The sequence below is a fragment of the Streptomyces sp. YIM 130001 genome, from assembly GCF_003574445.1.
In the GTDB taxonomy this organism is placed as follows: Bacteria; Actinomycetota; Actinomycetes; order Streptomycetales; family Streptomycetaceae; genus Streptomyces.
The window spans coordinates 141,089-153,136 of record NZ_KZ984566.1 but is presented as its reverse complement, the minus strand read 5'-3'; the positions used below and the strand labels follow the sequence as shown (position 1 = coordinate 153,136).

The 12,048-nt window shown below is 71.8% G+C and carries 9 protein-coding genes; 5 read left to right on the top strand and 4 right to left on the bottom strand.

Going from position 1 to position 12,048, the window contains the following annotated elements:
* The first annotated feature begins 114 nt into the window (after positions 1 to 114).
* Complete coding sequence (locus tag DSC45_RS29350; protein ID WP_162929375.1) at positions 115 to 3,099, top strand: AfsR/SARP family transcriptional regulator; 2,985 nt, start codon at positions 115 to 117, stop codon at positions 3,097 to 3,099.
* A gap of 134 nt (positions 3,100 to 3,233) precedes the next feature.
* The gene (locus DSC45_RS29345; RefSeq protein WP_119295003.1) at positions 3,234 to 3,887 is read left to right on the top strand and encodes a hypothetical protein; all 654 of its coding nucleotides are present in this window, start codon (positions 3,234 to 3,236) and stop codon (positions 3,885 to 3,887) included.
* Positions 3,888 to 4,192: 305 nt separating this feature from the next.
* Here the strand turns inward: DSC45_RS29345 and DSC45_RS29340 are convergent, their stop codons facing one another.
* Complete coding sequence (locus DSC45_RS29340; RefSeq protein WP_119295002.1) at positions 4,193 to 4,783, bottom strand: helix-turn-helix domain-containing protein; 591 nt, start codon at positions 4,781 to 4,783, stop codon at positions 4,193 to 4,195.
* A gap of 60 nt (positions 4,784 to 4,843) precedes the next feature.
* Here DSC45_RS29340 and DSC45_RS29335 point away from each other — a divergent pair, with 60 nt between their 5' ends.
* Together DSC45_RS29335 and DSC45_RS29330 are read left to right on the top strand one after the other, a co-directional pair.
* Positions 4,844 to 5,809 carry an alpha/beta hydrolase family protein gene (locus DSC45_RS29335; protein WP_119295028.1) on the top strand — a complete coding sequence of 322 codons (966 nt, stop codon included), beginning with the start codon at positions 4,844 to 4,846 and terminating at the stop codon, positions 5,807 to 5,809.
* Between the two features lie 167 nt (positions 5,810 to 5,976).
* Positions 5,977 to 6,897, top strand: coding sequence for a CPBP family intramembrane glutamic endopeptidase (locus tag DSC45_RS29330; protein WP_240434904.1), 921 nt, complete (start codon positions 5,977 to 5,979; stop codon positions 6,895 to 6,897).
* 79 nt (positions 6,898 to 6,976) lie between these two features.
* Here the strand turns inward: DSC45_RS29330 and DSC45_RS29325 are convergent, their stop codons facing one another.
* Together DSC45_RS29325 and DSC45_RS29320 are read right to left on the bottom strand one after the other, a co-directional pair.
* Complete coding sequence (locus tag DSC45_RS29325; protein ID WP_119295000.1) at positions 6,977 to 8,422, bottom strand: PQQ-binding-like beta-propeller repeat protein; 1,446 nt, start codon at positions 8,420 to 8,422, stop codon at positions 6,977 to 6,979.
* Positions 8,419 to 8,985 (bottom strand): SigE family RNA polymerase sigma factor, encoded by a 567-nt coding sequence (locus DSC45_RS29320; protein WP_119295027.1) that lies wholly within the window; start codon positions 8,983 to 8,985, stop codon positions 8,419 to 8,421. Before DSC45_RS29320 ends, DSC45_RS29325 begins: the two co-directional genes overlap by 4 nt.
* 213 nt (positions 8,986 to 9,198) lie before the next feature.
* On the opposite strand from DSC45_RS29320, the gene DSC45_RS29315 reads away from it, so the two are divergent.
* Positions 9,199 to 11,004 (top strand): serine/threonine-protein kinase, encoded by a 1,806-nt coding sequence (locus tag DSC45_RS29315; protein ID WP_276145477.1) that lies wholly within the window; start codon positions 9,199 to 9,201, stop codon positions 11,002 to 11,004.
* Positions 11,005 to 11,338: 334 nt separating this feature from the next.
* On the opposite strand, the gene DSC45_RS29310 is transcribed toward DSC45_RS29315, so the two are convergent.
* Positions 11,339 to 12,001 (bottom strand): fasciclin domain-containing protein, encoded by a 663-nt coding sequence (locus tag DSC45_RS29310; RefSeq protein WP_119294999.1) that lies wholly within the window; start codon positions 11,999 to 12,001, stop codon positions 11,339 to 11,341.
* Positions 12,002 to 12,048 lie beyond the last annotated feature (47 nt).

Here is a 12,048-nt window from a genome sequence, read left to right as displayed (position 1 = left end):
CCCCCACCGCACCGACATGCGGGAGTTCTGTGCGGGATCGATGTGCGGCAGCGACGGCGTCTCTGGTGCGGGGTCGGCGGTGGTTACAGTGACCGTCTGAGGCAGGGAGCGGCTGTGGACTTCGGGGTGTTGGGGCCGCTGAGGGTGCGGCGGGACGAGGTGGCGCTGGGGCTCGGTACGCCGAAAGCGCGGGTCCTCCTGGCGGTTCTGCTGTGCCGGGCCGGCCGGCCGGTCTCCGGTGACGCGCTGGCCGAGGCGATCTGGGGCGGGGAGCGGCCGAAGAGCGCCGCCAAGAATGTGCAGACGTACGTCCACCGGCTCAGGCAGCACCTGGGGGATCCGGGGCGTATCACCCTGGAGGGCAGGGGCTATCGGCTGCACGCCGCGCGGGACGAGGTGGACGCGGCCCGGTTCGAGGACATGGCGGAGGCGGCTCGTACGGCCCTCGCCGAGGGTGAACTCGAGCGCTCGCGGCGGCTGTTCGGGGAGGCGCTCGATCTGTGGCGGGGGCCGGCGTTCGCCGGGATCGCCGAACTCCCGGCGCTGGCCGCCGAGGCCGCCCGCCTCGACGAACTGCGGCTCGGCGTCGTCGAGGAGCGGATCGACGTCGATCTCCGGCTCGGCCGGCACGGCGAGCTGCTCGGCGAACTGACCGCACTGACCATGGAGCACCCGTTCCGCGAGCGGATGTGGGCCCATCTGATGCTCGCTCTCTACCGCTGCGGCCGGCGGGCGGACGCACTGCTCGCGTATCTGCGGGCCCGTGGCGTCCTGGCCGAGGAGACCGGTCTCGAACCCGGGCAGCAGCTCAGGGAGTTGCACCAGGCCGTACTCGGCGAGGACCCCGCACTCGACCCCGCCACGGAGGCCGGCGACGGGGGTCGCCGCAACGCCACCGTCGCCCGCATGCTGCCCCCGGCGCTCGGCGACTTCAGCGGGCAGCAGGCCGAGTTGGCCGCGGTCGAGGCCGTCCTGCGCGCGGACCGCGCCGACGACGCACCGGCCGCGGTGGTGACCGTCTCCGGACCGGGCGGCGTCGGCAAGACGGCGCTCGCCGTGCAGGCCGCCCACCGCCTCCGATCCGCTTACCCCGACGGGCAGTTGTACGCGGGCCTCGCAGCCGGCGCCCGCACCCGGCCGGTGTCGCCGGCCACCGTGCTCGGCCGCTTCCTGCGGGCCCTCGGGGTGCCGGCCACCGCGGTGCCGGACGATCCCGAGGAACGAGCCGACCTCTACCGGGACTTGCTCGCGGAACGCCGGATCCTGGTCGTCCTCGACGACGCCTTCGACGAGGAACAGGTGACGCCGCTGCTTCCGGCCAGCGGCACCTGCGGAGTGATCGCCACCGGTCGGGTGCGCCTGGCGGGCCTGGGCGGCGCGCACCGGGTCGAGCTCCGCGAGATGTCCGAGGCCGACAGCCTGGAGATGCTGCGCACCACCACGGACGGCCGCCTGGCATCCGCCACCCCGGCGGAGCTGGCCGACCTGGTCCGGCTGTGCGCGCGGCTGCCGTTGGCTCTGCGGATCGTCGGGGCACTGCTGTTGTCGCGGCCGCACTGGCGCCCGGCGGACCTCGTGGCGCAGCTGGCGGACGAGCAGTACCGGCTCGACGCGCTGCGCTACCGCGATCTCGAGGTACGGACCAGCCTGGGCCTGAGCTACGAAGTGCTCCGGCCCGAGGCACGACGGCTGTTCCGGCTCCTCGGTCTGCTCGAGGCGCCCGACTTCCCGCTGTGGGCGGCCGCCGCGGCGGTCGACACCGACCTGCGCACGGCCCGGGACCTCCTCGACGAACTGGTCGACATCCACCTGCTCGACGTGGTCGGAACGCCCAACGGCCAGGCGCGCTACGGCTTCCACGACCTGACCCGTGCCTACGCCAGGGAACGCGCGGAGGCGGAGGACCCCGCGCAGGCCCGCGAGGGCGCGGTCGTCCGGGTGCTCGGCGCGCTCCTGGCCCTCACCGACATCGCCGACCGCGACCACATGGGACAGAACATGTTCCAGCGGGACGCCGCCCGGTGGCATCCGGACCGCGTCGAGGCGAGCCTGCCGCCGTCCGCCGCACGCATGGAACTGCTCGACGCGGAACGGGTCCCGCTGGTGGCAGGCGTGCGGCAGGCGGCCGACCTGGGCCGGGACGAGCTCTGCTGGGAGCTGGCGGTGGGCGGGCACGCGCTCTTCGAGACGAGGCGGTACTTCGACGACTGGCACGAGTGCTACGGGACGGCGATGGCCCTGGCCAAGGCCGCGGGCAATGTGCGGGGGCGGGCCAGACTGCTCATCTCGATGGCCGGGTTGCGCTACACCCGGCGCCGGTACGGGCCGGCCGAGGAGTCCAACACCGAGGCCATGAGCCTGTTCGAGCAGATCGACGACCGGCGCGGGTACCTGGAGGCGCTGAGCAACGCACCGTTCTTCCTGGTTCCCAACGGCCGTCTGACCGAGGCGATCACGGCGGGCCGCGAGGCCTACGAACGCCTCAACGCCGGCGGGCAGGCAGCGGCCGCGCTGCACGCGTACTCCCAGGTCGGCCTCGCCCATCTGCAGGCGGGCCGGCCAGGGGTGGCGGCCGAGGTCCTCGCGGAGATCGTCGCCGGGGCGCGGAAGGAGGGCGTGCGGACGCTGGTCGCGCGGGACACGTACTGGCTCGGCCAGGCGCAGATCGCACTCGGCCTTCCCGGCCAGGCGGAGGAGTCGTTCAACGAACTCACCGCGTACGCCCGGGACATCGGCTCGTCGGGAGCGTTCTACACGGCCCACGCCTGGGGATGTCTGCACCTGGCGCGCGGGGAGTACGCTGACGCGCGCCGACGGCTCCGCGAGGCGGTCGAGGTCGCGCGGGCCCTGCATGACCCCATGTTCGAGGCGCGGGCTCTGGTCGAACTGCTGGATGTCCGTCTCTACGACCGCGACGAGCTGTCGGCGGCGAGCGCCGAGGGCGAGCGCGCGGTCGAGGTGGCTCGCGGTATCGAGTACCCGTATCTGCTCGCCGGTGTACTGGAGAAGCTCGCGCGGCTGCAGGCGGCGGCGGGGGATGCCGAGGGGGCGGAGCTCCTGGAGGGGCAGGCGGTCGGAGCACGAGTAAAGATCTGTTGAAATATACGCGGCCGCGTCGGCGGCCGAACCGCTCGGCGCTCCAGACGTGTACCGGGCGTATTCCGGCGTCTGCCACCGTTCGCATCAACGGCGAACGCCGGGGGACAGATGTCGTCACCAGTGAGGTAGTACACATGCGCAAGGCACGGATCGCGTTCGCAGCAGCTGTGGTCACCGTGGGTCTCGGGCTCTCGGGCTGCAACGACGGGGGCGACGACAGCGGATCGTCGGACAAGGCGAAGCCGGAGGCCTCGGCCACCGAGTCGCCCGCGAAGGACGAGGAGAGCCCGGCGGCCGACGAGGGCAGCGGTGACGACGGCAGGGACGCTCCGGCCGGTGACGTCGCGAAGCCGGGTACCAAGCTCAAGGTCGGCGACCGCGCGGTCCTGCCGTTCGAGTACACGAGCGAGAAGAAGGGCACCGTCGCCGTCACCGTCACGGAGATCGCGAAGGGCGCCGAGTCCGACATGTCCGCCTTCGGCGAGAAGGCGAAGGGCATGACGCCGTACTACATCAAGATGAAGGTCGAGAACGTCGGCGGCACCGACCTGACCTACGCGTCCCTGAAGCTGGACGGCGTGCTCGAGGGCGGCGGCGGCACGGGCGTCGTGCTCATCGGCGACATCCCCGGCAAGTGCGACAGCGAGTCCGCTCCCGCCGAGTTCAAGACCAAGGGCGCCTCGTACGAGACCTGCACGCTCACCGCCTCGAAGGGCGCGCCCGTCACGTCCGCCGAGTTCGACGAGGGCGATGCGTACAGCGACAACCCGGTGGTCTGGGGCAGCTGACGGCCCGCTCCTCCGGCGTTCGCGAGAAGGCCGGTTGCTGGACCAGCCGGCCCTTGAGGCGGCCGGTCCTTGAGGAAGCCGGTTCTTGAGACAGCCAGTTCTTGAGACAGCCGGTTCTTGAGACAGCCAGTTCTTGAGACAGCCGGTTCTTGAGACAGCCAGCTTTCGAGGAAGCCGGTTTTCGAGGAAGCCCCGTGCCTGTGTGGTGCGGGGCTTTCCCCATGCCGGGTGGGGGCCGACGGGCTCGGCGCGGGCTCGGCACGGGCTCGGCGCGGTAGGTCAAGTGCCGCGCTGTCGGGCCGACTTCATGCGTCCGAGTCCGCTCCCGGATCCGCTCCCGGATCCACTCCCGGATCCGGCTCCTGGACCGCCGACTTGTCCGGTACGAGGGCCAGGCTGAGGATGTGCCGCGTACGGCCGTCCTCGGCGGCGGTACGAGTACGGCGGGCGACGGCGGCCTCGATCTCCTCGACGAGTTCGGTGAATTCGTCGGCAGTGAGCCATACCGCGCCCTGCCGATAGAGCACGCCCTCGCGGGCCGGCTCCGCGTCGTCGCGCGCGAGGTAGCGGTCGAAGTCCCCGATCATCGAACCGGCGAAGACCGTGACCGCCTGCCGGTGGTCGTCCTTGGTCATGGCCGTACGGGCTTCCTCGTCGACGAGTGCCTGCTCCTGGCGGACCCGGTAACTGCGTTCGACGGTGCCGCGGACCTGCCGCTCGGCGACCACTTCGAGGATGCCCGCCTGCGCGAGCGTGGCGACGTGCCGGTACATGGTGGCGGGGGCGATGTCGGGGAGCCTGTCGCGCAGTTGGGCGGTCGTGAGCTCGTCGGCGCCGAGCAGCGTGCGCAGGATGCGGGCCCGTACGGGATGCAGGAGCAGGTTCGCGTTTGCCATGACCCCATACTCTCATGTTTGATAACGTTCTCGTAGTTGAGATCAATGGAGGACGGATCCTTGCGCGACACCGAGATGACGGTCACCGCCGACGACGGGACAGCCCTGGCCGGCACCCTGACCCGGCCCGCCGGACCGGGCCCGCACCCCGCCGTCCTGCTGCTGCACGGCTCCGGCCCACTGGACCGCGACGGCAACACCGCAAAGGTCCGGATGAACCTCGCCCGTCCCCTCGCCACCGCCCTCGCGGCGCGCGGGATCGCCACCCTCCGCTACGACCGCCGGGGGGCCGGTGCGACGCCCGGGGACTGGCGGGCCGCGGGGTTCACCGACAACCGGCGGGATGCCGCCACCGCCTTACGAGCCCTGGCCGCGCTCCCCGACGTGTCCGACGAAGCGGTCGGGGTCGTGGGCCACAGCGAGGGCGCGCTGCACGCCATGTCGCTCGCCGCGCGTGAACAACCCTCCGCAGTCGTCCTGTTGGCCGGATACGCCCGCTCCGGCGAGACGGCCGTGCGGTGGCAGGCCCGGTCGGTCCTCCAGGGCCTGCCCGCACCGGTCCGCCTGCTCCGGCGCCCTCTGGGTGCCGTCGGCAATACCGTCCTGAAACGGGTACGGCGCAGTCGTACCGACGTGGCCCGCGTACTCGGCGCACCCGTCAACGCCCGCTGGATGCGCGAGAATCTGGCCCACGACACCCGCGACGACCTCGTCGACATCCGCCACACCCCCGTACTCGCCGTGACCGGCGACAAGGACCTCCAGGTCGACCCCGACGACCTGGACGAGATGCGGCGCCTCGTACCGGGCGGGGCCGAGATCCACCGCCTCCCCGACCTCACGCACCTGCTGCGCCGCGACACCGGACACCACACCATCCGCTCGTACCGTCGCCTGATGCGCGATCCGGTCGACCCGTCGCTGATCGAGCTCGTGGCGGACTGGCTCGCGGGGCGGATGCGTACCGCCGGGCCCCCTCGACTCGATGCTCAACTCGGCGATGCGACGGGAGAGTCGGGCTGCTGATCCGTAAGGCCGCCGAACCGGCCAGGTGACCACCGGACCTGTCGCCCCCTTTCCGGTTTCCGGCTGTCCCGTCTCCCTCGTCTCCCTCGTCTCCCTCGCCTCCCCCTTTTCCCGATTCCCCGTTCTCGCACGCTTCCACGACAGACCCACACACCGAAGGATTTGGCATGCCCAGTTCACGTCAGGCAGCGTCGGCAGCATCACAAGGAACAGCCCCCACAGGCGGCCTCTCCGCCCACTACCGACGCGACCTCGCGCTCTTCATGAGCATCGCGTTCGTGCTCAGCTGGGCGTCGTGGTTCACCGCGGTGGCGATGGGCGGGGAGTCGATGAAACCGCCCACCGCGCTGCCCTATCTGCTCGGCGCCTTCGGTCCGTTGGTGGCCGCGCTGGTGATCAGGATCCGCCGGACCCGGCGGGGAGAGGCCGTACCCGAGCACGTGGTGCGGTTCCGGCGGACGAGTCTGCTGTGGGCGCCGCTGCTGCTCGTACTGGCCTCCGCGACCGTACTGGCCGGAGCACTCCTCGCCCATGTCGCCGGCGGTCCCGGGCTGAGTGCGGACGACGCGCAGGAGGTGATCAAGGACCTAGGCGGGCCCGCGGCGTTCCTGGTCGGCATGGTGGTCTCCGGGCCGCTCTCCGAGGAGGCGGGCTGGCGGGGCACCGCCCACCCGCGGCTGCGCGCGTCGATGGGCCGCTTCCGGGCCTCGCTGCTGATCGGCGTCGTCTGGGCCGTCTGGCACCTGCCGCTGTTCCTCATCGAGGGCACCCCGCAGCACAAGCTCGGACTCGCCACTCCGGGTGGCGTGCTCTTCGCCGCGAGCACCGTCCCGATGGCCATGCTGACCGCGTACGCCTACGAACGGGCCGGTGTCGTCGCCTCCATGGCCGTGCACTTCGCGGTCAACACGACGATGGTCCTGCTGAGCGTCGAGGACCCCACCACCCAGGCCCTGATCATGGGCATCCAGGCCGTCGTCGCGACGACCCTGCTGGCCACGATCCGGCCGGCCGGGCACCGGCAGGCGGAGCATCCGGTGGTGGACGACCCGTACCGGGCGCAGCCGGAGCACGCCGTCGGCCGTTGACGGCGGAGCTCGGCAGGCGGTCGTACGGGCGCGGGCCGGCGGTGGACCCCGGGTCGCACTGCCGGCCCGCGCCCGTCCGTCATTCCGGCAGGTCGGGCCGGTACGAGGTGATCCGAGGGCCGAAGGCGGCTATGAACACGTCCCCGTACACGAAGAGTCGAGGATGCGCGCCCTGCCCCGGGCCGGACCCCGGTTCGACCGCCTCGGTACGGCCGGACCACACCCGCTCGCCGGTCTCGCGGTCGAGTGCGGCGAGGTCGCCGTACGGGCCGAAGAAGTAGACATGGCCCCTGGACCGGAACTCCGCAGGCGCGGAGATGAACAGCATCGTGTCGTCCGCGGGCATCCGGATGCCCACCGAGCGATTCCAGAGCCGCTTGCCCGTGCTCAGGTCGTACGCCTCGGCCCTGCCCTTGCCGGAGACGGTGTAGAGACGGTCGCCGACCACGTCCGAGGAGACGTAACTCCCCTTCTGGGCAGTGTGGTTCGAGATCACCTCACCGGACTCGGTGAGCAGGGTCAGCCAGGCGTACGTGGCCTTGCCCTCGCTCTTGCCCTTGCCCTTGCCCTTGCCGGGGGCCGGACCGTTCGCGTCCTGGCTGCTGTGCAGGACGAGTCGGCCGGCCGAGACGCCCGCGACGTGGTGGCCGCCGGGGAGCGACCGGACCGTGCGGGCCTCGCCCGTGGCCGGATCGAGGCGGATCACCTCCGTGCGGTCCGGGTCCGCGACCGTCTTGGTCTTGATGCAGGTGAGGTACGGAACGCCGTCGACGGACGCGCGCTCGCAGTTGGTGTCCTTGGGCCAGGTGTGCGTCCACTTGGTCTTGCCGGTACGGATGCTCAGGGCGGACACGCTGTAGGTGGTGGGAGTGGCGGCGAGGACCCCGTCGTCGATCAGCATGGCGGCCTGATCCGTGCGGTCGTCGTGCGGCATCTTCACCGTCCAGCGCACCGTGCCGCTGTCCGCGTCGACGCCCATGACGTCGGTGCCGCCCATGTAGTCGCCGTTCGGCTGCTTCTTGTCGGTGTGGTTGCGGAAGCCGACCACCATGCCGTCGCGCGGGCCGAGTGCGCGGTTGGGGCCGTTGCCCTCGCCGTTGACGGGGACCTTCCAGAGCTCGTCACCCGTGTTCGCGTCGAACTTGGCGAGGTCATGCTTGGTGCCGCTGCAGTACAGGTCCGTACCCGCCAACTCGCAGCCGTGTTCGCTGGCTCCCCGGACCTCGCTCTGCCACGGCCGCCAGTCGTCCGGCGTGGTCGCGGGGTGCTCGGAGCGGTCGTCGGCCGGGGCGGGCCCTCCCCCGAAGCCGAACACCGCACCCACCGTCACCGCGGTGACCGCCGCTGCCGCTCCCGCGATCTGCGCGAAGCGTCGCCGCGAGCGCCGGCGCACCACCTTCTCGGCCAGGTCGGCGGGTGCGCGCACGTGGTCGAGGGCCACCGACTGCAGCGTCTGCCGGACCCGCTGCGCGGTGTGATCCGTGTGCTCGGTGTGATCCGTGTGATCCGTGTGATCCTTGGTCATCCCTGGACCCCCTTCGGCGCGTAACTGAGCGGCTGCATCCGGTCCGTGCTCGCCTCGCCGTCCAAGCGCCCCTCAGGTCCGAGTTCCGGCACGAGCGTCCGGAGCTTGGTCAGCGAACGGTGCGCCGTACTGCGTACGGTGCCGACCGCGATCCCGAGGAGCCCCGCCACCTCGGCCTCCGGCAGATCCTCGAAGTACCGCAGCACGACCACCGCCCGCTGCCGCTTCGTCAGTCGCCCGAGCGCGCCCCACAGTGCGACGCGCAGCTCGGAGTCCGGCCCCGGGCTCGCCTCGCCGGTGTCCGGCAGTACGGACACGGTCGTCTCGGCGCGGTGCCTGCGCAGCCGCCAGCGGTTGACCTGCTGGCGGTACATGACCTGCCGGACGTACGCCTCGGGCTGCTCGATCCGCGCCCAGCGTCCGTAGCTCTTCATCAACGCGATCTGCAGCAGATCCTCCGCGGCATGCCGGTCCCCACCCGTGAGCAGCACCGCGAGCTGCAGCAACGCGGTGGACCGCATCGCCACGAACTCCCGGAACTCGTCGTGACTCGAGGCCTCCATCGACTCCCCCATCGGCCCTCCTTCTGTCGGCACCCCTCACGACGTTCCGGACGACCCGCTGCTATCACTCGCCCGGCGAAATAGTGCACGAGAAGCACGACGGCCGAGATGCGGCGGACCTCGGCCGACCGGAAAAGCCGGTGGTCGGGCGGTTGTACGGGGAGATGAGGCGACATACTGGGGTGGGGCGGGAGCGAGGGTGGGGAGTGGGACGTGGGGGACGGGCGTGCGGTGTTCGCGGCGCTGGAGAGTGATGATCCGGACGTGGTGGCCGGGTACCGGCTCGCCGCGCGGATCGGTGCCGGTGGGATGGGACGGGTGTATCTGTCGCACACCCTTGGCGGACGGCCGGTCGCGATCAAGGTGGTGCGGCCCGAGTTGGCCGATGCGCCGGACTTCCGGCGGCGGTTCCGGCGGGAGGTGGACGCGGCCCGGCGGGTGCGGGGTGCGTACACCGCCGAGTTGATCGACGCCGACGCCGACGGTGTGCCGCCGTGGCTGGCCACCTTGTACGTGCCCGGGCCTTCGCTGGCCGAGGCGGTGGCGCGGAGCGGTCCGTTGCCGGTGTCCCTGGTGCTGCGGCTGATCGCCGGGGTGGCCGAGGCGCTGCAGGCGATCCACGGTGCGGGGATCGTGCACCGGGACCTGAAGCCGTCGAACGTGCTGCTCGCCGCCGACGGCCCGCGCGTCATCGACTTCGGCATCTCGCTGGCCTCGGACGCCACTTCCTACACGGTCACCGGGAGCACGGTCGGTACGCCGTCCTTCATGGCTCCCGAGCAGGCCGCCGGGGGCGAAATCACCGCGGCGACCGATGTGTTCGCGCTCGGGCAGACGGCGGCCTTCGCGGCGATCGGCAGGCCGCTGTACGGGGACGGGCCGGCGGTGAGTGTGCTGTACCGGATCGTGCACAGCGCCCCGGATCTCGAGCAACTGCCCGCGCCCCTGCGGCCGTTGCTCTCCCGATGCCTGGCCGCGGAACCGGGGAAACGGGCCGGGCTCGCGGAGATCGTGGAGTGGTGCCGGCGGCAGTCGGACGAGGAGGAGCGGCCGCCGGGGTCCCCGGCCGGTTTCGGGATCGTCGGTGCGGCGGATGTCTGGCGGGAGGTGCGGGGGCCGGAGGTGGCGGTGCCCGGGCCGGCAGGGTCCGCGGGGGCCGGGGTGACGGCTGCGGTGCCGCCGGCCGGGGTGACGGCGGTGCAGACGGCTGCGCCGGGGACCGCGTCTCCGATGCCTTTGATCGCTCCTCCCTACGGGCCGTACGGGCCGGGTGCGTACCCGGGCCCGGAGGTGCGGCGGGCGAAGCGGCGACGTCATGCGCTGGTGACGGCGGTGGGGGTGACGGCAGCCGTGGCGTTGTTCGGGGCGCTGGCGTGGACCTTCCTGGACGGCAAGGACCGGGTGCGGGGCGGAAGCGCGTCCGGCGCCTCGGCGTCCACATCGGCCTCACCGCGTGCCTCCGGTGCGGTGACGGCGGGTGGCGGCGGTGCGGCAGCGGCGGACGACGCCCGGAACGCGGGAGAGGGAGCGGGAGAGGGAGAGGGAGAGGCAGGCAGCGGTCGGAAGGCGGGCGGTGACGGCCGGGCCGCGGACGCGCCCTCGGCCTCCTCCGGCCCGCCGCGCCCCCTCCCGTACCCCATGCAGTGGCTGGACGAGAAGAACTCGCTGAGCGTCAAGGAGCCGGTCGAACGCGGGAACCGCAAGGGCGATGTGCGTCTCGTCTGCGGCGAGGTGACGTGTTCCTTCGAGAGCCGCACCAGCCGGATGGCGATGTACTACGGCGAGCCCGGCGCGACGCTCGACAGCTGCCGGTCCGCGCTCGAGGATCCCGACGGGCACAGCCTCTCGCTGGCCGGGGCGTCCGCGGGCAGCGAGATCTGTATCGAGCATCCCTCCGGTGACATCGCGCTGTTCGTGATCCAGGTGAAGTCGACCGCGATGGCGAACAGCGGGAGCAGCTTCGTCACCGGGGACATGACGGTGTGGCGGGCGGCGGGGAGCGGACGCTCCGGGAACTGAGGGGGCTTCCCGGGAACTTACGGGGCGTTCCGGGAGCCGAGTGGGCTGCCCGGAGCCGAGGGGAAGGGGCCGGCCGGGGTGGCACAAAGGGGGGAGGACCACCCCGGCCGGGTGGGGGATGGTCTGGGATGCCGTACGACCCCGTATCCGACCACGCGGGGAGGCGTCCGGGACAGGGAGTTGAGGGAGATCAGAGGGTTCGGTGATGCGCCGGGGCCGGCGGGCGGCGGGGCGCGCACGGGATCGCGGACACCCCCCGGGCCGGTGACCTGGAGGGTGTCCGCGATCCGGCGGTCCGGACCGCTCGACGGAGTCGTGTCCGGAACCTGGTGCGTCACATCTTCGGCATGAGGACGGTGTCGACGATGTGCACGGTGGCGTTGGACGTCTGGACATTGCCGCAGACGACCTTCGCGGAATCGTTGACCTTGTACGACTCCCCGGAGCCGGCGGTCGTGAGGGTGCTCTTCTCCAAGGTGTCGTAGGTGCCCTTCTCCAGCTGCTTCGGCGCCAGCTTCTGGCCCACGACGTGGTAGGTCAGGATCTTGGTGAGCTGCTCCTTGTCGTTCAGGACCTTGTCGAGGTCGGCCTTCGGGATCTTGTCGAAGGCGTCGTTGGTCGGAGCGAACACCGTGATGTTCTCGGCGCTGTTGAGGGTGTCGACGAGGCCCGCCTTCTTCACGGCGGTGACCAGGGTGGACAGCTCCGGGTTGTTGGACGCGGCGGTGGCGACGGGGGCCTTGGCCATGCCGTCGAAGCTGCCGGCGCCGCTCTCGGGGACGGAGGCACAGCCCGGGCCGAACGGCTTGCTGTCGGCGGCGGGCTTCGACTCCTGCTCCTTGTCCTTGTCCTTCGGCTGCGAGGTGCCGGCGGCGCGGTCCTCACTGCCGCCGCTGTCGCCGTCGCTGTCCGAACAGGCGGCCAGGGACAACGGCAGGACGAGGGCCGCGGTGGCGGCGACGGCGATGCGGCGGATGTGCGGGGTGGTGGTGTTCATGACGTGCTCCTCGGTGCGGTGTTGCAGGGGGTGGAGGCGAAACGCGC